Annotated in this window: 22 protein-coding genes; 13 read left to right on the forward strand and 9 right to left on the reverse strand. The window is 42.4% G+C overall.

The features are described 5' to 3' along the window. Window positions 1-14 precede the first annotated feature (14 nt). Genes OFY17_RS10505 through pdxH form a run of 3 tightly spaced genes read left to right on the forward strand, consistent with a single transcriptional unit; the run spans window position 15 to window position 1,649 of the window. On the forward strand, window positions 15-356 hold the full coding sequence (locus OFY17_RS10505; protein WP_263530686.1) for a histidine triad nucleotide-binding protein: 342 nt from the start codon (window positions 15-17) through the stop codon (window positions 354-356). A gap of 17 nt (window positions 357-373) precedes the next feature. After that, window positions 374-1,006, forward strand: coding sequence for a 2-polyprenyl-3-methyl-6-methoxy-1,4-benzoquinone monooxygenase (gene coq7 / locus OFY17_RS10510; RefSeq protein WP_263530687.1), 633 nt, complete (start codon window positions 374-376; stop codon window positions 1,004-1,006). Window position 1,007: 1 nt separating this feature from the next. Then, window positions 1,008-1,649 carry a pyridoxamine 5'-phosphate oxidase gene (gene pdxH, locus OFY17_RS10515; RefSeq protein WP_263530688.1) on the forward strand — a complete coding sequence of 214 codons (642 nt, stop codon included), beginning with the start codon at window positions 1,008-1,010 and terminating at the stop codon, window positions 1,647-1,649. A 21-nt stretch (window positions 1,650-1,670) separates the two neighbouring features. Here pdxH and OFY17_RS10520 read toward each other — a convergent pair whose 3' ends face one another. Then, complete coding sequence (locus OFY17_RS10520) at window positions 1,671-2,228, reverse strand: alpha-ketoglutarate-dependent dioxygenase AlkB family protein (RefSeq protein WP_263530689.1); 558 nt, start codon at window positions 2,226-2,228, stop codon at window positions 1,671-1,673. Between the two features lie 18 nt (window positions 2,229-2,246). Between OFY17_RS10520 and OFY17_RS10525 the strand changes: the two genes are divergently transcribed. The 4 genes from OFY17_RS10525 (at window position 2,247) to yfaE (ending at window position 7,092) form a co-directional block, all read left to right on the forward strand. Beyond that, on the forward strand, window positions 2,247-2,972 hold the full coding sequence (locus tag OFY17_RS10525) for a heparan-alpha-glucosaminide N-acetyltransferase (RefSeq protein ID WP_263530690.1): 726 nt from the start codon (window positions 2,247-2,249) through the stop codon (window positions 2,970-2,972). Between the two features lie 310 nt (window positions 2,973-3,282). Beyond that, window positions 3,283-5,547, forward strand: coding sequence for a class 1a ribonucleoside-diphosphate reductase subunit alpha (gene nrdA, locus OFY17_RS10530; RefSeq protein ID WP_263530691.1), 2,265 nt, complete (start codon window positions 3,283-3,285; stop codon window positions 5,545-5,547). Between the two features lie 125 nt (window positions 5,548-5,672). Then, on the forward strand, window positions 5,673-6,806 hold the full coding sequence (nrdB, locus tag OFY17_RS10535) for a class Ia ribonucleoside-diphosphate reductase subunit beta (RefSeq protein WP_263530692.1): 1,134 nt from the start codon (window positions 5,673-5,675) through the stop codon (window positions 6,804-6,806). Continuing rightward, complete coding sequence (yfaE, locus tag OFY17_RS10540; RefSeq protein WP_407659420.1) at window positions 6,790-7,092, forward strand: class I ribonucleotide reductase maintenance protein YfaE; 303 nt, start codon at window positions 6,790-6,792, stop codon at window positions 7,090-7,092. Before nrdB ends, yfaE begins: the two co-directional genes overlap by 17 nt. 9 nt (window positions 7,093-7,101) lie before the next feature. Here the strand turns inward: yfaE and OFY17_RS10545 are convergent, their stop codons facing one another. Beyond that, window positions 7,102-7,707: a CDP-alcohol phosphatidyltransferase family protein gene (locus OFY17_RS10545; protein ID WP_263530693.1), complete on the reverse strand. Its 606-nt coding sequence runs from the start codon at window positions 7,705-7,707 to the stop codon at window positions 7,102-7,104. 88 nt (window positions 7,708-7,795) lie between these two features. Between OFY17_RS10545 and OFY17_RS10550 the strand changes: the two genes are divergently transcribed. Then, on the forward strand, window positions 7,796-8,563 hold the full coding sequence (locus OFY17_RS10550; RefSeq protein ID WP_263530694.1) for an alpha/beta fold hydrolase: 768 nt from the start codon (window positions 7,796-7,798) through the stop codon (window positions 8,561-8,563). 21 nt (window positions 8,564-8,584) lie between these two features. Here OFY17_RS10550 and OFY17_RS10555 read toward each other — a convergent pair whose 3' ends face one another. Then, the gene (locus OFY17_RS10555) at window positions 8,585-9,487 is read right to left on the reverse strand and encodes a hypothetical protein (RefSeq protein WP_263530695.1); all 903 of its coding nucleotides are present in this window, start codon (window positions 9,485-9,487) and stop codon (window positions 8,585-8,587) included. Between the two features lie 118 nt (window positions 9,488-9,605). Next, the gene (locus OFY17_RS10560; protein ID WP_263530696.1) at window positions 9,606-10,472 is read right to left on the reverse strand and encodes a prephenate dehydratase; all 867 of its coding nucleotides are present in this window, start codon (window positions 10,470-10,472) and stop codon (window positions 9,606-9,608) included. 108 nt (window positions 10,473-10,580) lie between these two features. On the opposite strand from OFY17_RS10560, the gene yidD reads away from it, so the two are divergent. Beyond that, window positions 10,581-10,847 carry a membrane protein insertion efficiency factor YidD gene (gene yidD / locus OFY17_RS10565; RefSeq protein ID WP_263530697.1) on the forward strand — a complete coding sequence of 89 codons (267 nt, stop codon included), beginning with the start codon at window positions 10,581-10,583 and terminating at the stop codon, window positions 10,845-10,847. On the opposite strand, the gene OFY17_RS10570 is transcribed toward yidD, so the two are convergent. The 4 genes from OFY17_RS10570 to OFY17_RS10585 form a co-directional block, all read right to left on the reverse strand. Further along, the gene (locus OFY17_RS10570; RefSeq protein WP_263530698.1) at window positions 10,844-11,488 is read right to left on the reverse strand and encodes a LuxR C-terminal-related transcriptional regulator; all 645 of its coding nucleotides are present in this window, start codon (window positions 11,486-11,488) and stop codon (window positions 10,844-10,846) included. The genes yidD and OFY17_RS10570 overlap by 4 nt on opposite strands. A 27-nt stretch (window positions 11,489-11,515) precedes the next feature. Beyond that, complete coding sequence (gene acs, locus OFY17_RS10575; RefSeq protein ID WP_263530699.1) at window positions 11,516-13,474, reverse strand: acetate--CoA ligase; 1,959 nt, start codon at window positions 13,472-13,474, stop codon at window positions 11,516-11,518. A gap of 113 nt (window positions 13,475-13,587) precedes the next feature. Continuing rightward, a complete protein-coding gene (locus OFY17_RS10580) occupies window positions 13,588-14,331 on the reverse strand; it encodes a class I SAM-dependent methyltransferase (RefSeq protein WP_263530700.1) in 744 nt (247 codons plus the stop codon). Between the two features lie 55 nt (window positions 14,332-14,386). Further along, a complete protein-coding gene (locus tag OFY17_RS10585) occupies window positions 14,387-15,007 on the reverse strand; it encodes an HAD family hydrolase (RefSeq protein ID WP_263530701.1) in 621 nt (206 codons plus the stop codon). Window positions 15,008-15,303: 296 nt separating this feature from the next. Between OFY17_RS10585 and OFY17_RS10590 the strand changes: the two genes are divergently transcribed. From OFY17_RS10590 to OFY17_RS10605, 4 genes are all read left to right on the forward strand, one after another. Beyond that, window positions 15,304-16,332 (forward strand): TAXI family TRAP transporter solute-binding subunit, encoded by a 1,029-nt coding sequence (locus OFY17_RS10590; protein ID WP_263530702.1) that lies wholly within the window; start codon window positions 15,304-15,306, stop codon window positions 16,330-16,332. A gap of 102 nt (window positions 16,333-16,434) precedes the next feature. Then, window positions 16,435-18,561 (forward strand): TRAP transporter permease, encoded by a 2,127-nt coding sequence (locus OFY17_RS10595; RefSeq protein ID WP_263530703.1) that lies wholly within the window; start codon window positions 16,435-16,437, stop codon window positions 18,559-18,561. A 126-nt stretch (window positions 18,562-18,687) separates the two neighbouring features. After that, the gene (gene fdhD, locus OFY17_RS10600) at window positions 18,688-19,515 is read left to right on the forward strand and encodes a formate dehydrogenase accessory sulfurtransferase FdhD (protein ID WP_263530704.1); all 828 of its coding nucleotides are present in this window, start codon (window positions 18,688-18,690) and stop codon (window positions 19,513-19,515) included. Next, the gene (locus OFY17_RS10605) at window positions 19,505-21,823 is read left to right on the forward strand and encodes an FdhF/YdeP family oxidoreductase (protein ID WP_263530705.1); all 2,319 of its coding nucleotides are present in this window, start codon (window positions 19,505-19,507) and stop codon (window positions 21,821-21,823) included. Before fdhD ends, OFY17_RS10605 begins: the two co-directional genes overlap by 11 nt. A 65-nt stretch (window positions 21,824-21,888) precedes the next feature. Here OFY17_RS10605 and OFY17_RS10610 read toward each other — a convergent pair whose 3' ends face one another. Beyond that, window positions 21,889-23,247: a peptidoglycan DD-metalloendopeptidase family protein gene (locus OFY17_RS10610; RefSeq protein ID WP_263530706.1), complete on the reverse strand. Its 1,359-nt coding sequence runs from the start codon at window positions 23,245-23,247 to the stop codon at window positions 21,889-21,891. Window positions 23,248-23,257: the final 10 nt, after the last annotated feature.

The raw sequence follows: 23,257 nt of genomic DNA on the forward strand, positions 1-23,257 counted from the left end.
AGAAAGGAAAAATGATGGATTGTTTATTTTGTAAACTGGTAAACGGAGACATTCCGGCGAATATTTTATATCAAGACGATGATGTCATCGCTTTTGAAGACATCATGCCGCAAGCTCCAACGCATTTTTTGGTCATTCCTAAAAAGCATATCAGTACTTTGAACGATTTATCTGATGAAGATGCCCCTATTATAGGCAAGCTACCCATTGTTGCTGCCAAAGTGGCTAAGCAAAAAGGCATTAGCGATGAAGGCTATCGCGTTGTGATGAACTGTAATGAGATGGGAGGACAAACGGTCTACCATATTCATATGCATGTTCTAGGCGGTCGTGCCATGCAATGGCCACCAGGTTAAATATATAAGGAAAAAATATGGTCTCTTTTCTAGATAATGCCGTATTACAGTTTGATCGTGCATTACAAACCTTAGTACCCCATGCCGCGACACCCTCTCGCCCCTCGCCAGCAGATAATCTGGAAGAGTCGGCATTAAACGCCCCTGACAAAAAGCATGCTGCAGGGCTGATGAGAATTAACCATACCGGGGAAGTATGCGCTCAAGCTCTATACGCGGGTCAAGCAACGACAGCAAAGTTGGCCAGTGTTAGAGAAGATATGGAACATGCTGCGGAAGAGGAAATTGATCACCTAGTCTGGTGTGAAAAAAGACTCTACGAGTTAGAGAGTAGACCAAGCATATTAAACCCATTTTTTTATGGTGCTTCATTCGTTATAGGAGCTGGAGCTGGATTAATAAGCGACAAACTTAGCTTAGGCTTTGTTGCAGCAACAGAAGATCAGGTTTGCTTACATCTTGAAAAGCATATGGAGACATTACCGATTGAAGACCATAAAAGTAAGTCGGTGCTGGAACAAATGCACATAGATGAAGCTCGACATAAAGCCATGGCATTAGAAGCTGGGGGCTATGAATTCCCTCAACCTGTTATGTCTGTTATGACCGTTATTTCTAAAGTCATGACTTCGACCACTTACCGGATATAGTATGAACAGAGACCTCCACTCAATTCGCCGCGATTATCAGTTTGACGACCTTTTAGAAGAGCAAGCGGGCAATGACCCACTGTCACTATTCGATCAATGGTTAAAAACAGCTATTGAAGCTTGCCTTATCGACCCAACCGCTATGATTTTGAGCACAGTGGATGTTAACCTTGCCCCTCATTCGCGCGTTGTCTTATTAAAGCAAAGAAACCAACAAGGCTTCTCTTTTTTCACTAACTACGACAGTGAAAAAGGCCAACAGATCGAAAACAACAATAAAGCTTGTATGACCTTTTTTTGGCCTGCCTTGTCTCGCCAGATTCGCATAGAAGGCACAATAGAGAAAGTTGAGCGTCAGGCTTCCGAGGATTACTTTGCTAGTAGACCTAGAGGCAGCCAGCTCGCTGCTAGAACCTCCAAACAAAGTTCGGTTGTTGAGAGCAGAGCTCATTTAGAAGCCGCATTTGAGAAAGAAAGCCTAGCCTTTGATGGCAAGGAAGTGGCTTGCCCAGACAATTGGGGGGGATATATTCTTTCACCTTCATTTATCGAGTTCTGGCAAGGCAGACCAAGTCGATTACACGACAGAATTTGCTACACGAAAAATGGTAACTTCTGGGATATCAGCAGAAAAGCACCCTAGTCTCAGGCCTCTAAAAATGGGTCAAAGCAGCAGACGAAACGTTAAGCTAATACGCTCTTCTTTGACCTTTTTTCTGACTGGTAAAGAGTGCTGCCACAACACTTGTGTTGATGGCCCCATAATCAACCAAGTCTTATTTTCTAGTTCTAGAGCATGTTTAATTTGATGGTCTGCCTTAAGGCGAAATAAGAAACTACGCTTGGCTCCGAAACTCAACATAGCAACGACAGGGCTAGGACCTAGGGCTTTTTCATCATCAGAATGCCAGCCCATATATTCTTCTCCATCTTTATACCAATTTATCAAAACAGAATTAAAAGGCTGCTCAGATAATGCTTCTGCCTCTAGTTTCAGTGGTAATAGCCAATCTGGCCACCCCGCGCCAAAATGACTTTTCCCAGTATAGCGATAACACAAGCCCTTATCGGCAACAAAGGCAACTTGACGAGGAACCACCACTTGTCGGCCAAACATAGTTAATTCTTCTCGCTGCCAATCAAGCTGTTCTTTTAATAGAGGCATAAAGCCCTGTAAGCTTGAGCTGGAAAATGAGTATCGGTATGATGGCTTAGCTTTCATTTGACCTCTTGGATTTCAATGCCTTCTTCTACGACACCTTCAGTGACAAAACGCAGTGCTTTTTTAGACCTATACAGAGGCACTGCCGTGCTCTTAATGATGGTTTTTCATTTGTGCTGGGACCTTCGGCACTTTGGTTTTATAGAGTACTCCATACACGACCCTTTTTGGGTCTATTTTAGAAGCTTGATCCTAACTCTATTTTTAACTGCTATAGGCTGGTCCAGCTATATCACATTAAGTAAGTCACCCTCGGCTTCTTTCTTCTGGCGAGATTTAAAACTTTTTCTAGCGGCAGCCACCATTTCTGTCGCCACATATTTAGCAATACCTGAGCAATGGATTTATTTTGGCATACTACATTTTATTTTTATTGCTTCGATTCTGTGTCGCCCTTTAGTTACTTTGCCGGTTTTATCGGCTTTTTTAGGGGGAATCATATTGCAAGTTTACCACTTTACAGATTTGCTTCACTTCCCCAATGCATTTCACACCATTTCACAATATGTTGCCCTACCCACTAAGACGTTGGATATTATTTTCCCCTTCCCTTGGATTGGCGTTGTTTTATTAGGCCCCCTTCTTGGTTTTTTAAATTGGCATAAAGTATCGACACCTAATCACGTCATTCTTGCAGCCATCGCTTTTATGGGACGATTTGCACTGCCAATTTATCTTGTTCACCAAGTCGTTTTATTTGCCCTTGTAGCTGGTATCAAAACAGTGCTCACATTGTTTTATTGAGCACTTTTTGTGCATAAAAACCAAGAAAGAATCAATCAAAAAAAACTAAAAAAAAAACCTAAAAATTCGTTTCAGAATCTTGCCAATTTTCAAGTTTACGCTTTTTAAGGCAAGCAAAGTAAGTGACTACTCAGCACGAGTATCGTTCTCATTTATTCCTGTTTTTCAAGCCTTGATTTTCACATCGATGCGCTCTATTGTTCGTTACAGCTTCGCAATAAAGCACTACATATAGTATGTTTACAAAAACCAACACACTATATAGAGACAAACAACCTTATTTCATAATGCGCTAACGGGAAATTAATGCATGAGCAATCTGACAGTTACTAAGCGTAACGGGGCGACCGAAAATATTAATCTTGAGAAGATTCACAAAGTCATTACCTGGGCCGCTGAAGGTTTAGATAACGTATCTGTTTCCCAAGTAGAATTAAAAGCACAGATTCAGTTTTTCGAAGGTATTAGAACCACAGACATTCACGAAACCTTGATTAAATCCGCAGCCGATTTAATCAGTGAATTTACCCCTGATTATCAATACCTCGCTGCTCGGTTGGCTATCTTCCACCTACGTAAGAAAGCCTTTGGTGAGTTTGAACCGCCACACCTGCATGACCATGTCAAAAATCTTGTTTCTCAGAACCGCTACGACGCTCATTTACTTGAAGACTACTCAGCTGAAGACTTCGACATATTAAACGGCTTTATTGACCACTCCCGCGATATGAACTTCTCTTATGCTGCAGTTAAGCAGTTAGAAGGCAAATATCTCGTTCAAAACCGTGTTACGGGGGAGATTTATGAGAGCCCACAGTTCATCTACATTTTAGTGGCTGCTTGCTTGTTCGCGAATTACAGTAAAGAAACACGTTTAGATCTAATTCGTCGCTTCTATGACGCGGTATCACAATTCAAAATTTCTTTACCGACGCCAATCATGTCTGGGATTCGTACCCCAACTCGTCAATTTAGTAGTTGTGTATTAATTGAATGTGGCGACTCTTTAGACTCTATTAATGCCACTTCAAGCGCTATCATTAAGTATGTTAGCCAGCGTGCTGGTATTGGTGTGAATGCTGGCGCAATACGTGCGTTAGGCAGTACCATCCGTGGTGGTGAAGCATTCCATACTGGTTGCATCCCTTTCTACAAGCACTTCCAAACTGCAGTAAAAAGCTGTTCTCAGGGCGGTGTGCGTGGTGGAGCGGCAACAGTCTTCTACCCTATCTGGCATTTAGAAGTAGAAAGTTTACTTGTACTTAAAAACAACCGCGGTGTTGAAGAGAACCGTGTACGTCATCTAGATTACGGTGTGCAATTTAACCGTCTCATGTATCAACGTCTGATTAAAGGCGGCGATATCACATTGTTTAGCCCATCAGATGTACCGGGGCTATACGACGCTTTCTTCGCAGATCAGGAAGAGTTCGATCGCTTGTACACTATGTATGAACAAGACTCGAGCATACGTAAGCAAACCATCAAAGCTTCCGAGCTATTTACGCTATTTGCTTCTGAGCGTGCGAGCACAGGTCGAATCTATCTACAAAATGTTGACCACTGTAATACTCACAGCCCATTCAACCCTACGGTAGCGCCAGTTAAGCAGAGTAACCTATGTTTAGAAATTGCTTTGCCGACCAAACCTTTGAACCGTATTGATGATCCAGAAGGTGAAATCGCACTTTGTACTCTATCCGCTTTCAACTTAGGTGCACTAGAAAACCTAGATGAGCTTGAAGAGCTAGCAGAATTGATTGTACGTGCTTTAGACAGCCTATTGGACTACCAGCACTACCCAATTCCAGCAGCACAGCGTGCTACTGAATTACGTCGTACTCTGGGGGTAGGTGTCATTAACTACGCTTATTACCTTGCTAAAAATGGCGTACGTTACTCTGACGGTTCGGCGAATGGGCTTACTCACAAGACATTCGAAGCGATTCAGTATTTCTTGTTAAAAGCTTCTAACAAGTTGGCGAAAGAATTTGGTCCTTGTTTAGCATTTAACGAAACAACCTACTCTCAAGGCATTCTGCCAATTGATAGCTACAAAAAAGAGGTTGATGCTATTTGCTCTCCTGAGCTTTTCTATGATTGGGAAAGTCTAAGAACAGAAATCGTTGAGCATGGTTTACGTAATTCAACGTTAACTGCGCTAATGCCTTCTGAAACATCATCTCAGATTAGTAATGCTACTAATGGTATTGAACCTCCTCGTGGTTTTGTATCCGTTAAAGCCAGTAAAGACGGTATCCTGAAGCAAGTTGTTCCTGAGTTCGAACGTCTGAAAGACAACTATGAGCTACTGTGGACCATTCCTTCTAATGACGGTTATCTGCAGCTCGTTGGTATCATGCAGAAGTTTGTTGACCAAGCGATTTCAGCCAATACAAACTACGACCCACAGAAATTTGAATCACAAAAAGTACCAATGAAAGTCATTTTAAAAGACCTTCTTTCTGCTTATAAACTTGGTGTCAAAACCCTTTACTACCACAACACACGTGATGGTGCCGAAGACAAGCAAGAAGACATGGATGACTGTGCTGGCGGTGCATGTAAAATATAGCACTCATTCAAACACTAGCAGGCCCCATCTTTTTGGGGCTTATTAGTGTTTAAAGTGTTACTAAATAATATGAATATCTAAGGCTTCTATTCTAAGTCTTACGCATTAGAGGATATATTTGCGAAATGAGTTACTCGACTTTTAACCGTAAACAGTTCGATAGTATGAAAGAACCTATGTTCTTTGGTGAGAATGTCAATGTTGCGCGTTATGACCAGCAAAAGCATCCTATTTTCGAAAAGTTAATCGAGAAGCAGCTATCTTTCTTTTGGCGCCCAGAAGAAGTAGACCTGTCTAATGACCGTAAGGACTTCCAGCGTTTAGAGCCCCATGAGCAACACATATTTTTAAGTAACTTGAAGTACCAAACTCTGCTAGACAGTGTACAAGGCCGTTCACCTAATGTGGCTTTACTGCCTATTGTGTCTCTACCTGAATTGGAAACATGGATTGAAACTTGGTCCTTTAGTGAGACCATCCACAGTCGTTCATACACTCACATCATCCGCAATATAGTGAATGACCCGACCGTTATTTTTGATGACATTGTCACTAATGAAGAAATTACTAAGCGTGCTGATAGTGTGTCTCGCTACTATGACGACTTAATTGAGATGGTTAACCTGTACAACACTATGGGTCTAGGTACTTTCAATGTTCCCGGTAAAGGCAATGTTGAAATCTCTTTAAGAGAGCTCAAGAAGTGTCTTTACCTAACGGTTGTGTCGGTCAACGTATTAGAAGCCATTCGTTTCTATGTAAGTTTTGCTTGTAGCTTTGCTTTCGCTGAACGCACCTTGATGGAAGGTAACGCCAAAATTATTAAGCTGATTGCCCGCGACGAAGCCTTACACCTGACAGGCACGCAACACATGCTTAACCTGATGTCTTCAGGAAAAGATGACCCTGAAATGGCTGAAATCGCTGCTGAGTGTAAAGAGCAAGCGGCGCAAATCTTTATTGAAGCCGCTGAGCAAGAAAAGGAATGGGCTTCTTACCTATTCAAAGACGGCTCTATGATTGGCATTAACGCTCAAATTTTAGGTCAGTACGTAGAGTACATCACCAATATTCGTATGCAAGCCGTTGGCTTAGAACCCCGCTTTGAAACCAAGAACAACCCTATCCCTTGGATCAATGCTTGGCTAGTAAGTGATAATGTTCAAGTTGCGCCACAAGAAGCTGAAATTAGCTCTTATCTAGTTGGCCAAATTGACAATGACTTAGACGATGCAGACTTCGATGACTTCGATCTCTAACTTGGCAGAAAATACAAGCCTAGAAAGCCATGAGCACATGCACCGTGTGCTCATTGGGAAGAAACAAATTCTAGTTACCGAGGATGAACCACTTCTCGTGCAACTAGAAAGAGCGGGTATTAATATGGAGTATCAATGCCGAGAAGGCTACTGCTCCTCTTGCTCTATTAAGCTAATACGAGGAAAAGTCATTTACCCTTTTGAGCCACTGGCTTGGGTACAAAGTGGTTATATGCTGGCCTGCTGCGCCATTGTTAAAAGCGATATAGAAATAGAGTTTTTATAATCCCCCCTATTACTTCAAAGTCCGGTACCCTGCATAAATTCTTATTACTGTTGTCACCCAACAGATACCACCAAACACATAAGCCAATACTGCAAAGTGTGACGGCATTAAGCAAAGTAAAATCAGAAAGATAATCGTCTCAGTCCCTTCAGCTAAGCCACCCAAGAAATACAAAGATTTTCGACCATATTCTAAGTGCTCTATTTTTCGTTTCTCGGCCATAATTGCGAAAGCTAAAAAGCTACTCCCTGTCCCCATAAACGAGAAAATAACAAAGCTTGCTGCTAATGCATTGTCAGCTGGGTTCACTAAGGCAAAACCGAACACCACGCCAGAATAGAAAATAAAATCTAAGGTGATATCTAAATAGCCACCCAAATCTGTCGGCCCTTGTACTCTTGCAACAGCGCCGTCTAACCCATCCATAAGGCGATTGACGATAATACAGAGCAGTGCCAGAAAATAATATTCATTCGCTAGCAATGGAATACTTGAGATGCCCACTAAAAAGCCAAATATCGTTATTTGATTGGCTTTGATACCAATAGAATCGATTCTATTAGCGAGTGCCTGTAAAGGAAGTTTTAGTCGTTTAATAAAGAATGGATCTAACATGAAATGCCCGCGAACAAGTTTCGAAAAATGACTAAGCCGTAATAGAATTGCTACAATAGTTAAAATATTTCAGCTTATTAAGGTCATTATGATACACGCAAAGCAATATAGTTCCTCAGGCCCTAACCTAATTATTATCCATGGCCTTTTTGGCAATGCAGACAATTGGCATTCAATTGCGCAAAACCTAGCAGAACATTTCAACATCTATTGCATTGATTTACCGAATCACGGCCTTTCTAGCAGTATGCCGGATGCAACTTACCCAAAGATGGCACAAGAAGTATTAGATTGGGCCTCAGAAAATAATCTAGGTGAATTCTACCTACTTGGTCATTCCATGGGAGGCAAGGTTGCTATGCAAATGGCAGCACTAGATCAACATAAGACAATATTGAAACTGATTGTCGCCGATATAGCGCCTGTTGATTATGAACCTAGCCACACCAGAATCTTAGAAGGCTTAAATGTTTTAACGCAAACTAAGGTGTCATCCAGAAAAGAAGCGGACAGCATTTTATCTGACTATGTAGAAATGCCTGCTGTAAGGCAGTTTTTATTGAAGAATCTAGTGAAGTCAGAAACAGGTCAACTTACTCTTCGCTTAGCAGTCGAGCACATTAGCAACAGTTACCCAACCATTTTGAAAAAGCCTGTATTTGAACAAGCCGTTATGACGCATACGCTCTTTATTAAAGGTGAGCATTCAGACTACATTATCCCTAAGTACCAGAAAAATATAATGACAGCTTTTCCACAGGCCAGCTTTAAGATACTGACAGGCACTGGCCACTGGCTTCATGCAGAGAAACCACTCCCTTTTGGTAGTTTAGTAAAGCGCTTTTTTACTTCATAAATACGTAAGGTAGCTCATCCTTTAACAATGGGCTTCAGAGCATAAACCAAACGCACTCTTTAAGTAGGCAGATGAAGGTAACACAAGCCCATGGGCTCGAACTAAAAAGGAATTAAAATTAACTCGTAGTTCATTTGGATAACTTGGTGGAAGCAGATTAGAGCCCTCAACCCAAGACTCAACATAGCTTGCCAAAGTATTTAGCTTTGCGTCGCTATTTGAAAAAATCGCAAACAGAGCCCCTGAGTGAGTAGTAGGAAAAGATGCCCCTATGATCACTTTGTTATTTTGAAACAATATCTTACGTATTTTTTGAGATGTACGATTGTTATAGAGTTGAGAATCCATTAACGAAATAATAAGATCTGATTCTGCTATCGCTTCCCTCACCACTTTTGTTGCCGATAACCTATCTGACTCCACTTTATAAAAGCGAAACCGAAAACCATAGTTGTATGCATACTGAAGCATCTCTTCTTTATTGATGAAGAGATTATCACTATAAAGCACCGCCATTGGCTTTTTATCAAACCAAATACTTTGTAATAGAGATAAGCGTATTTCTAGTGGTGCACCGGAAAAAATAGCACTAGAAGGGATGGAGCAAGTTTGCTTTACCTTAAGGTACTCTTCTTTCCCGATAAAGGCTGCAATCACATTACCTTGGGTAGCATATTCACAGATCTCTGAAAAACTATCCACACCAATCGCTACAATCATATCGTCATGTTTTACATGATCTAAGTTCGGCTTTAGAAAAATATTACGTATCGGAATGAGCTGAGTTTTTGAAGGTAATAGTTCAGATAACTGAAATACTAATGATCGGGCTGAACCCTCCTCTATGTCATGAACGACATAAACGGAGGACGATGCTGATACCGACCAAAATAGGCAGATTAAGAGTGTAAAAATCCTTTTCACGATTTGATTGTCCAATTAGATCGTTTGTAAACTAAAGTCCATTTATAGCCAGCAATATATTAATAGTTAACAAGCAAAATATTAATAGTTAACAAGCAAAATAGCCATTTTAAAAGTGTTATTTTAAACGGTAGTCATCCGCTAAATAGGTACCCAAAATACGTATTTCTTCAGAGAAAAAGCCGAGTTCCTCTAATGCAGCTTGCATGACTGAAGACTGAAAGTGAGCTTCAACATCCACATAAAATTGGGTCGCTGTAAAATTACCGTTCACCATATAACTTTCCAGTTTCAGCATGTTAATGCCTTGCGTTGCAAAGCCTCCCATCGCTTTATAAAGCGCCGCAGGTATATTACGTACGCGAAACATAAACGAGGTAATGTACATACGATTTTCTTCATAAGCAGGCATTTTTTGCTGCCGTGAGAAGACTAAAAAGCGTGTCGTATTACCCTCAGTATCATTGAAGTGGGTTTTAAGAATATTGAGCCCATATAGTTCTGCGGCCAAAGCAGAAGAGATAACTGCCAAGCCACTTTCTTCACTCTCAGCAAGGTGTTTGGCTGCACCAGCAGTATCATACATGGCAACATTTTTTGCCTTTAATGCTTTAATATTGGCATCACATTGGGCAAGTGCCTGAGGGTGGCTACCAATACGCTCGATATCCTCTATTGGCACTCCTGATCGAGCCATAAGACAATGGTTAACGGGCTCAAAATGCTCTTTCACCACATATAATTGAGTTTGCTTTAGCTCTCTATATATTTCTTCTACTCGGCCCGCCGTCGAATTTTCCACTGGAATCATCGCATAGTAAGCATCACCACGTTCCACCATTTGCAACGCCTCAGCAAAGGTAGCACAATGCACACTTTGCCAATCAGGGAAGGTTTGTTTACAAGCGAGATGCGAGTAGGCTCCCGGCTCTCCTTGGTAGGCTACAATTTTACTGGCATTCAGTGTTAAATACTGTTCTGGCATATTGGAGAAAGTCCCTATTATTGATTGCTTACCGCATACGCTGTATAAAATAACGCTTTGTAGATATGAAGTACATAAGAGCCAAAAACATAATATAAGAATCACTTAATGAAGAAAATATTCATATTATTAGTCAGATCTTATCAGTTCTTAATCAGCCCACTTTTGGGTAATAACTGCCGTTTTTACCCCAGTTGCTCCACCTATATGATTCAAGCAATAGAGCAAAAAGGTGTGATTAAGGGGGTATTTTTAGGCGTAAGAAGACTTTCAAAATGTCACCCATGGCATGAAGGTGGAATAGACCCTGTGCCAACGGGTGGTTGCGATTCAAAAGGCTGTAAAAGTCACCATTCTGAGCATAACAAAAACTAAGCCATTGGCTGCAATTTTAAATCGCTCGCCACCAAAACAGCTTGAGTTCTATTATTGATCCCCAGTTTACGGAAGATAGCCGTAATATGCGCCTTCACAGTGGCTTCGGAAATAGAGAGTTCGTAAGCAATTTGTTTATTTAACAAACCATCGTGTAAATAGCATAAAACCTTGTATTGCTGTGGTGTTAATTCAGCCACTTTATGCTGGATAGATAAATCTGCCTTGGGCTGATTTTCTACCTGCTTTCTGAGGGTTTCAGGTAACCAGATGTCACCTAACAAGATAGCGTTAATCGCTTCCACATAAGTTGATGGTTCACTGGTTTTGGGAATAAAGCCCAATGCACCTGCATCAATGACTTTCGCCACGACACTACTGTCTTCGTTACCAGAGATAATGGCGATTGGCACATCTGGAAAGTCTTTGCGGATGCGAATTAACCCGTACAATTCACCACTGCCGGGCATATTTAAGTCCAGCAGTAATAAATCTAGGTCATCACCATTAGACAAACATTGAATAGTAGAGTCCAAATCATGGGACTCTACTATTTCAATTCCTTGTATTTCGGCACGTAACGCACCACTTAAAGCACTTCGAAACAGAGGGTGGTCATCTGCGATTACAAGTGATATCACTGTTTATCCTTTAAAATATATGAAGCCTCACACATTTAAACGGTTTTCGATCAAATCATCAACCACGCTAGGATCTGCAAGTGTACTTGTATCACCCAGTTGATCTTGTTCATTCGCCGCTATTTTTCTCAAAATGCGTCGCATAATTTTACCTGAACGCGTTTTGGGGAGGCCTTTACTTGCCCACTGAATAAGATCCGGTGTTGCAATCGGACCAATTTCTTGGCGAACAAATTGTTTTAATGATTTCGTTAGCTCTTCATCAGGCGTGACACCTGAAACAGCACTAACATACACATAAATACCTTGGCCTTTAATATTATGTGGGTAACCAACGATCGCCGCTTCTGCGACAGAAGGGTGAGCCACCAAGGCACTCTCTATCTCAGCTGTGCCTAAACGATGCCCTGAGACATTTAATACATCATCCATACGACCAGTAATCCAATAATGGCCGTCTTCATCGCGCATGGCACCATCACCAGTAAAGTACATACCTTCAAATGTACTAAAGTAGGTTAATTCAAAGCGTTCATGGTCACCGTATACAGTACGGGCTTGCCCAGGCCAAGAGTCTGTTATCACTAGACCACCTTCCTGTTGAACACCTTCTGCGTCCATGAAATTGCCCTGTGCATCCACCAGTGCAGGTTTCACCCCATACAAAGGCCCCATACAAGAACCCGGTTTGGCATTATCCTGAACTATACGTGGCGCCATCATCAGGCCACCCGTTTCAGTCTGCCACCAAGTATCTGCAATTGGGCAAGATGAGTTACCAATAGCAGAAAAGTACCAAGACCAAGCTTCGGGGTTAATAGGCTCACCTACACTACCCAATATACGTAATGAGTCACGTTTACTGGTACTCGTGGCCTCATCGCCTTTCGACATCAAAGCACGAATGGCAGTTGGTGCCGTGTATAAAATAGAGACATCGTATTTGTCGACGACTCGACCAATACGACCAAAATCTGGATAAGTCGGCACACCTTCAAATAAGATACTTGTCGTGCCGTTTGCTAAAGGCCCGTACACCATATAGCTATGGCCAGTAATCCAGCCTACATCAGCCGCACACCAATAGACATCATCCGATTTAATATCGAATACCAACTCGTGTGTTAAGGAAGCATACACAAGATAACCACCTGTACTATGCACTACCCCTTTTGGTTTGCCTGTTGATCCTGATGTATAAAGAATAAAAAGAGGGTCTTCAGCACTCATCGGCTCGGCAGGGCATGAAGTTGACTCATTCTCTGCTTCTACCGCCCAATCAAGATCTCTCCCTTCAAACCAAGGAACGTCTTTTTGGGTATAGCGATAAACCAGTACTTTCTCTACAGACGGACAAGCATTATTTTCTAATGCCATATCCACATTGTGTTTTAGCGGTATAGTATTTCCTGCTCGACGACCTTCATCAGCAGTAATCACCAGTTTTACGTCACAATTATTTAATCGATCAGCAATGGCATGGGAAGAGAAGCCACCAAAAATAACAGAGTGAATTGCCCCTATACGAGCACAAGCCAGCATGCTGTAGACGGCCTGCGGAATCATCGGCATATAAATCGCCACTCGATCCCCTTTTTTCACACCTTGGCGTTTTAAAAGGTTTGCTAGACGACCGACTTCGTCGTGCAATTTTTGATAAGTAATAGCCACTTTATCAGAATTTTCAGTATCGCCTTCACAATAGTAAGCGACCTTATCAGCATGTGTAGCAAGATGACGGTCAATACAGTTATAAGCTACATTGAGCTCACCGTCTTCAAACCATTTAATGCTCACATTGCCGCGTTCAAAAGAGGTATTTTTCACCTTGGTATAAGGCTTAAACCAATCTAAACGCTTGCCTTCCTTTTCCCAAAATTCATTCGGGTTCTCAAGTGACTCTAAATAGCGTTGTTCAAATTCTGCCTGACTGACATTGGCACTCTTCGCTGCCTCGATTGAGGCTGCGCTATATAATGACTCCATAACCCGCTCCATTGCTAATTTGTTTTTGTTATTCGGATGCAGAAACAACTATAACTGGCTACATTCGTGTATCTATTCCACTTTAGTCTTATTGACCTTTGAGAGGATTAATTTTACTGGTGCATTCTGAGTGCTTTAACAAAAAATGGAAAAGACACTTCTTGTTTCTTATTCGGCTCCATCCATACATTACGAACTTTTGAAGCGGCAGACTGTAAAAACGCATCGCCATGCTCTTGAATGTATAATTGGGAAGCTGTCCAAGTACGGATAAAGTCCATGGTTTGCGTTGCAGACCAGAAACAAGTTAAGTCGAAGTTCGGTACTTCAATTGCTTCAAAAGGAAATGCTATATCCGTATATTGGTTCCACAACAATCGACTGTTTTTAGGCCAATAAGCTTCAAGGTGAGGCAAAACATCCTCTGTAATGACCTTGTCCACTTGTTCACCCGCTTGCAACCAGTTATAGCCCCAGCATACGAACAGCCCTCCAGGTTTCAATACACGGCGTACCTCCGCCCAAAAGCTGTCTAAATCAAACCAATGTAAAGCATGGGCAACGCAAACCACATCAAAATAGTTATCTGGATAGGATGTTTTTTCGGCTGGGCAAGCTTGGTATCGGACTTTTCTATGGGGGGTCGCCGCTGCAACCTGAGATTCACTAATATCGGAAGCTTCTACCACATCAAAATAAGCGGCCAGATCAACAGATGCTTGGCCTGTTCCGCAAGCACAATCCCAAACAACACCTCTAGAACTCACTTGCTGAGACAGCCAATGATACAACTCTGCTGGGTACATTGGCCGAGTTTTAGAGTAAGTCGTTGATAACACTCCATCAAAAGAACGCATAACAACCTCTAATTAAAAATAAATCCCTTAAAATATTAAATGCCATGTAACGCTTTTAACTAGACAATACATCATATTGATTTAAAACCCTACGTGCTTCTTCAACACCTTTTACTCGATGGGCAATCATGCCGACTTCGAGCGCCCTATCTATATTTACCTGATTATCATCTATGAATAAAATTTCTTCAGGAAGCACCCGTAAAGCGTCGATAACGTGCTGATAAATTGCCCTCTCCGGTTTAACTAAACCCACTTGATGGGAGGCATAGTAGCTATGAAACTTGCCAGCGAGAGACATTTCTTCCATTAATCTTGGCCAGTGTGCAGCATTGGTGTTTGATAATACCGCCCGATGAAGCTCGGGCTTCACTGAGTTAACCAAATCTAAAGCGCCGCTAAACAAGCCCCTAGGCCACGCCTGAAAAGCAGTTTTAAAAACTTCTTTATCCGTATCACTTGCGACCTCTTTCAATAAGGCTGTCGCAAAGTCATCAAAAGATATACGCCCTGAGTCGAATGCTGCCACCGCTGGAGAATTAAGCCACTGTAGCCAAACTTCAGCTTCTTCACCCTTAGTATTAAGCATGGAATGCATTTCTGATACATCCCCCAAATCCACTAGGACATTACCAAGATCAAATAATACAACACGAATATTCTGGTTTTGTTTCACTATCAGTTTCCCTAATTCATCGTAGGCAAGATTTTGCTCATGAATGACAGTCTATTTCATAGGGATTCAGATTCATACCAAGAGTTAAAAGACTTACAGCATGAGCAAAATATTGCTCATGCTGTAACTGGTCTGGTAAGCCAAAAATAGCCAGTGTGGAAAATAATGCCTATACAAAAAAATACTACAGTGGATATTTTCCTTATAAATCAATAACTAATTAATATTTTCAGGGTCTGGCATGGTATTCGCTATAACTGAAATGGTACATACCCCATAACTAGGAGAAAAATAAAATGAAATTGGGATTTATTACTAAAGCTATTCTTTCAAGCGCAACCGCTGCCGCGATTAGTCTATCTGCCACCAGCGCTATGGCTGCGGATAACCGAGACTATATCTTAGCTACAGCTTCAACAGGGGGTACTTATTACCCTGTAGGTGTTGCTATCGCAACCTTGAGTAAAGTCAAACTAACACCAAAGTACGGCTTCTCATTATCCGCTATTAGCTCAGCAGGCTCTGGTGAGAATGTGAAGTTAATCCGCGAAGATCAAGCTCAATTCGCTATCTTACAAGGCCTGTACGGCGCATGGGCATGGGGTGGCGAAGGTCCATTCAAGAGCTCAGGCAAGCAAACAGAACTGCGCTCTGTCTCCATGCTTTGGCAAAATGTTGAGCACTTTGTACTAAAAACAGACCTAGTGAAAACCGGCACTATTTCTGATTTGAAGGCATTGGAAGGTAGCAATAATAAATTCTCAATTGGTGCAAAAAACTCAGGCACAGAAGGCTCTGGTCGTCAGCAGCTTAAAGGCTTGAATATTGATCCAGATAAATTCAACCTTGCACACATGGGTTACGGACCAAGTGCTGACGCTATGCAAAACGGTAACATTGAAGGCATGAATACGCCTGCTGGTGTTCCTGTCAGCGCAGTGACACGACTCTACGCCTCTATGTCAGGTAAAGTTAAAGTATTAGACTTCACTGACGAGCAAATGAAGCAGGCAAACGGGGATTATGATCTCTGGACTCGCTATGTTATCCCAGCGAATACTTACCCGGGTCAAACTAAAGAAATCAACACCATTGCTCAACCGAATTTCTTGGTAACCCATGCTGGTATGTCTGAAGATGACGTATATCAACTTACCAAAGCACTGTATGAAAACCTAACCTACTTAAGCGCTATCCATAAGGCCACTTCTGTGATGTCTATTGAAAAAGCGATAGCTGGTTTACCAGTGCCACTTCACCCTGGTGCGGCGAAATACTATCGTGAGCGTGGTATAGAGATTCCAGCTCGACTCGTCGCGAAATAACACAACGGCTGCAATACATAGTCGCTATAGCGTTATCACGCCGTATCATGATACGGCGTGCTTTTATCCAATATTTTTGCTCGTCTACAAGGCTGTCTGTTTATGACTTCTTCATCCTCCCAAACTGCGGAATCACAAGAAATAAACCTTGATGATTTTGAAACACAGCACCGCTCAGGGCCATGGCTAAACCGTTTTATATTTACCCTTTCCGTATTGTTGGCCGTCGCTCACATTTATATCAACACAATCGCCACCCTACCTGAGCTTTGGGTATCGGCTTTCCACTTTGCTGGTTTTGGTAGTTTGTGTGCCTTACTTATCCCTGCTAATCCAAATTGGCGAAACAGCAAGCTTGCCATGTATTTTGATGGTGCCATTGTTTTATCACTGGTTATCATGGTGTTCTATATTATCTTTTTTGAGGATGCGCTCTATGAGAGAGGCGTGACCTTTAATACTTCGGACTGGGTTGTGTCTTGCGTCACCGTACTGATCGCACTCGAACTGATTCGCCGCACAAGTGGTTGGTTTATTCCCCTTTTGATTGTGATTGCTCTATCTTATGTTGTGCTATGGGGACAATGGTTAGGCGGTATGTTCACTTTCCCTGGGCTCAGCCTTGAGACCCTCATGTACCGCAGTTTCTTTAGTACCGATGGCATGTTTGGCTCCATATCTCGTATTTCATGGAGTTTTGTCTTCATGTTTATTTTATTTGGAGCCTTTCTAGTCAAATCCGGTGCGGGTGACTTCATCATAGATTTGTCTCGGTCACTCGCCAGTAAAATGATTGGCGGACCCGGTTTTGTTGCCGTGCTAGGCTCAGGTTTGATGGGTTCAGTATCTGGTTCGTCTGTTGCCAATACAGTATCAACGGGTGTAATTACTATTCCCCTTATGAAGAAGGCTGGCTTTCCAGCACGCTTCTCTGCTGGCATTGAGGCAGCGGCTTCTACTGGCGGTCAGTTAATGCCCCCTGTGATGGGCGCTGGTGCTTTTATCATGGCGTCTTACACACAGGTGTCCTATGTCACCATTATTGGCGTAGCTGCCATTCCTGCTCTGCTTTATTTTTTATCCGTTGGTTTTTTTGTACGCGTCGAAGCCAAGCGCAGCAAGGTCATTGCCACAGAAGAAGATAATGATATTGTGATTTCCGAAGTACTAAAAAGTGGCTGGCATCATGCTATTCCCCTTACTGTACTTGTTACCCTATTAGTACAAGGCTTCACCCCAACCTATGCAGCAGGCATTAGTGTACTAGCCGTAATAGCAGCCTCTTTATTATCCAAAACCCACAGAATGGGGCCGGTTGAAATTTTAGATGCTATGGCTCAGGGCGCCAAAAACATGTCCACAACCGCTGTCTTGTTGGTGGGTATTGGCTTGGTGGTTAATGTTATTAGTACCACTGGGGTTGGTAATACTTTCTCTATTCTTATTTCAGATTGGGCTGGAGGAAGTTTATTCTTCACCTTGTTGCTCGTCGCAATTGCCTCGCTCATTCTCGGCATGGGGCTACCAGTTACGGCATCTTATATTGTTTTGGGTACTCTCTCTGCACCAGCCATTTTCAACCTTATAGCAGAAAGCCAGTTATTAGAAATGATGAGTAATGGCAGCCTGCCTGAAGCGGCGAGCGCTGTATTCATGTTAGTGGATCCAGCCTCATTAGCTTCTTTGGCACAAGGTATGCCGATGGAAGAAGCCGCCGCTTTATTAGCACAAGTCCCTAGTGACTTTAAAGGCATGCTGATTGATCAGTCCTTAGGTGCTCAAAGTGTAGCCATGATCCTAGTGACAGCACACATGATTATCTTTTGGTTATCCCAAGACAGTAACGTAACGCCTCCTGTGTGCTTAACCGCATTCGCCGCTGCCGCCATAGCGAAGACGCCACCTATGCTGACGGGGGTAACCGCATGGAAATTAGCAAAAGGCCTCTATATTGTGCCTTTACTCATGGCCTATACCCCACTGATAGGTGGTGATACTGAAACCCTATTGCGCTTAACCTTCTTCGGTATTTTTGGTTTATATGCATTAGTGGCGGCAATGGAAGGTTATTTGGAGGATAAACTTTCGATTTTCCTAAGAGCTATGATGCTAGCAGCCTCTATCATGATGCTATGGCCAGCCCTAGCTTTATGGATTCAAGTTATCGGTTTGATACTTTTCCTATATGTTTTTGTTATTGGACACAAAAGCTATAGTCTCAAGAGCTAACCATTACCGACAATAAAAAAGGCGTATTTTATGCGCCTTTTTTATTGTCCATCTGATTACAAGTAGACAGATCCCCTTGCCTCTCAGTAATATCAAGGATTGTCTATCATCAGGTCTTTATAAACTATGTCTGCCTCCCTTCCCTCTTTTAAAGGCTATCAAGATACAAACTTTGCAGGCATCAACCCTTCATCCGCGCCTTTAGTTGAAGAAACTCCTCTTGCTATCAGCATTAATGGTATTGCCTATGCTGTGATTATGGTTACTCCAATTAATCTAGAAGTTTTCGTCATTGGTTATTGCTTAAGTGAGGGGCTGATTAATAGCACGTCTGATATTCGAGACATACATATTGAGACACGCAAAGTTCAATTAGACATAGACAGTATCCAGATTAATTTAGAAGTAAGCTCTCGTTTGTTTGCCCAGTTTAAAAAACAACGCGCTCACTTAGGGGCATCAGGCTGCGGCCTTTGCGGCCTAGAATCATTAACACAGGCTCTGCCCGTTCTAAACAAGCTAGAGCCAAGCCGCCCTCTGTCCATCGATACCTTAAACGACCTGAGAAAAGCATTGGTAGAACATCAAACTCTCGGAAGCAAAACGGGAGCTATTCACGCCGCCTTATTATTGGCGCCAGATAACACCCCATTGTGCTGTATGGAAGACATTGGCCGACACAATGCGCTTGATAAAGTCATTGGCTATGCCGCACAAAAGAAAATATCACTGCATAATCATAATATTCTCATGTCGAGCCGTTGTAGTACTGAGTTGGTTCAAAAAGCCGTTCGTGCCGGACTATCTTACCTAACGCATTTGGCATCACCGAGCACTCTCGCTATTAAACTAGCCCAGCACTACAGGCTTGCTTTAATCCATTTACCCAAAGCCGACAATGCCAGAATATTTTCACCAGTATCGATTAATAAGGACATTAACAATGACGGATAAAAAAACAGTTTATACACCTTATAAAGGTGCTGCTGGTGGTTGGGGGGCGTTGAAAAGTACCACTAAACATTGGCTGCAGAGCGAAAACTCTGTGCGTAATATTCATACCCTTTTGAAAACCAATCAGCCAAATGGGTTTGATTGCCCTGGGTGTGCTTGGGGAGAAAAACACGACCCAGCAAAAATACGCTTTTGCGAAAATGGAGCCAAAGCGGTGAATTGGGAAGCCACATCAAGAAAAGTTGACGCCGCTTTTATGGCTCAGCACAGCGTCACTTGGTTGAATACCCAAAGTGATTACTTTTTGGAGTACCAAGGTCGTATCACAGAGCCACTTCGCTATAACCCTGAAACAGATCATTATGAAGCCATTTCATGGCAGCAGGCCTTTAAACAAATTAGCGACACGTTAAAGGCTCAACAAGACCCAAACCATGTAGCTTTTTACACTTCAGGCCGGGCTAGCAATGAAGCCGCTTTTCTATACCAACTGTTTGCGAGAGCTTATGGCACGAATAACTTCCCTGACTGTTCAAACATGTGCCATGAGGCCAGCGGTTATGCACTGACGAGCAGTATAGGAATCGGTAAAGGGACAGTGGATATAGAAGACTTCGAACATGCCGAAGCTGTCTTTGTCTTTGGGCAAAACCCCGGAACCAACCACCCTCGGATGCTAGAAACTCTGAAAGAGGTCGTACAAGGTGGTAATAAAGTCTTAAGCTTCAACCCTTTACGTGAGCGCGGTTTGGAGCGTTTTCAGAATCCCCAAAGTCCAGTTGAAATGCTCTCTAATCGTTCCAAGCCCACCCATACTAATTATTTCTGCCCAAAAATTGGCGGCGATATGGCTGTCATTAGGGGTATGGTAAAAGCCCTTATCGATTTGGAAAAGGAAGCCCAAAAAGCAGGTAGCGCAGTTTTTGACCACGCATTTATAAAACAACACACTCAAGGGATGGAAGACTACCTTGAAGAAGTAAAACAGACACCTTGGTCAAATATTCTTGAGCAATCAGGACTCACTAAAGAAGAGATTCTCTATTGTGCCCAAGTGTATGCAGATGCGGAAAATGTCATCATTACATGGGCAATGGGCATTACTCAACACTACCATTCTGTGGCAACCATACATGAAATAGTTAACCTGCTGGCACTAAGAGGGAACCTTGGTAAAAAAGGGGCTGGCGCTTGCCCTGTACGCGGACACAGTAATGTCCAAGGCGATAGAACCATGGGGATTAATGAACGCCCTTCTGCTGCCTTTTTGAAAGCTCTCGAAGAACATTTTTCCTTCTCCCCGCCAACAGAAGATGGCTTAGCAGTTGTCGATACTATCCATGCTATGAAAAACGGCCAAGTTAAAGTTTTCATAGGTCTAGGGGGTAATTTTGCAGCGGCTACACCAGACACAGTGGCTACTGAAGAAGCATTAATAAACTGCCAACTCACGGTACAGATCAGTACAAAACTCAATCGATCTCATCTGATTACAGGAAAAGAGGCGCTCATTCTCCCATGCCTTGGCCGTACCGATATTGACCTTCAAGAATCTGGTCCACAGAAAGTCACGGTTGAAGACTCTTTTAGCATGATCCATGCGTCTTCTGGCGTATTAGACCCTTTAAGTTCAGAAATGAAATCAGAGCCCGCCATTATTGCGGGTATAGCAGAAGCGACCCTAGGAAAGGCCCCCATAAATTGGCTGGAATCGATAAGCGACTACAATATTATTCGTGAACATATTGCTGCTGTTATTCCAGGCTTTAAGGACTTTAACCAAAGAATATTACAAGACGGTGGCTTTTATTTGGGTAACAGCGCCCGAGAAAGAAACTGGAATACGCCGTCTGGGAAAGCCATTATCCATAAGCATGGTTTACCAGAATCCATTCTCCCAAAAGGAGTAAAAGACCTACTATCAAATAAAACGCTTGTACTACAAACACTTAGATCACACGATCAGTATAACACCACCATCTATGGTATGAATGATAGATACCGTGGCATTAAAAATGAACGAAGAGTGGTGTTTATCAATCCTGCCGATATTCAAAGATTGGGATTTACAGAGGGCCAAAAGGTTACTTTAAAATCATTATGGGTAGATGGCGTAGAACGTAAAGTTGAAGGCTTTATACTGGTCCCATACAGTATTCCAATGGGTAATATTGCCACTTATTACCCTGAAACGAACCCACTAGTTCCATTAGACAGTACTGGAGAATTCAGCAATACCCCCACATCAAAAAGCATCGCCATAGAGCTTGAAGAATATCGAGAATCCATCCAAGTTTTATCAACTTAATGCATCACAATATATAAACAAGGTACTACAACAAGCAGAACAGAGTAAGGCTGTAAAGAGAAGTGTTATTGGTAGTAGGCTATCTCTTTATTCGCCATCATCCTTAGTGATTGAGTCACATTTCTATCAAACTCAGCTTTGCTTTCAGTAGGAATGGAAAATGTATTGGGAATATCTGCCGTCATAGGGTTAACCGGCGAACCTTTAATATGTAGCTCATAATGTAAATGCGGCCCTGTCGATCGGCCAGTATTGCCCGATAAAGCAATCACTTGACCCCTTGATACTTTTTGCCCTTTTTTCACTAGCGTTTTATTTAGGTGTAGAAACCTAGCGCCATAAGGACCAGCATAATCCACTTCAATAAATTGACCGGCATACCTATGTCGCTCAACACGTGTGACAACGCCATCACCTGTGGCCAACACTTGTGTTCCCGTGGGGGTCGCTAGATCAACGCCGTTATGGGGTGATATACGACTTGTAATTGGGTGTAAGCGTTTATCATTGAAAGGCGAACTTACTCGGTATTCCTGTGACGTGGGCCAGCGTCTCAACGAGGGAGTTAAACTCATACCATCCACATCATAAAAGCGTCCATCTGAATGAAGAAAAGCACTGAAAACCTCACCATTATAAGAGGTTCGAATTTGTATCGCATCTAACTGAGCGCCACCTACCTCTACGCCATTTATATGACCTTGAGTGGTCACTAAATCTATTTCTCCGCCTTCTTTAGATATCTCGTCAACGTTTACTTTTTGGGCAAGAATTTCACGCAGGGTAGCAATATTTACTGAGGATAAGTCGAGGCGTTTTAAAGAGGCGTAAAAACTCCCCTCAACCGCCCCGTGTAATACATTCATTCTATAACTGATTGGTTTAATATTTTCTTCATAATAAAAGCCACCAGCCGCATGTCGAACATAGGAAATACTTTTACTCGGGTTAACATGGCGAGTAAGTACCATTAACTCGCCATGCACATCTAACTGAAAAGTGAACTCATCTTTAATTTTCAGAGGTTCGAGCACTAAGAATTCTTGATCCGCTTCTAGAACAGCGTACAGAGAAGACAATGACAACCCCAAACGCTTAAAAATACGCTCTAAGCTATCACCTGATTTAATGGAGTATTCCATTAGCGGACGCTCAATAGGAGAAATTTGCACCTGCTTTAACAGGCTTTCTTCTGAAGGAGTATCTGCCGTCAAAGATGAAGGAGGCAATGCAGAACTATCTACTTCACCTTCATTTAGAGTGGCCTCTGCCACTGACGGGAGCAAGTCACTCTTAAAAGGCTGAGCTGAAGGTACCATTGCTTTGTAGGTCAAAAGCAATACACCAAAAGTACAGGCATAAACCACTAACCAAATGACAGTACTAGTGTATTGGCGTGATAGCCGTTTTTTTATCAATTGCATAAAATTTCGT

The sequence above is a fragment of the Marinomonas sargassi genome (assembly GCF_025716875.1).
GTDB lineage: Bacteria > Pseudomonadota > Gammaproteobacteria > Pseudomonadales > Marinomonadaceae > Marinomonas > Marinomonas sargassi.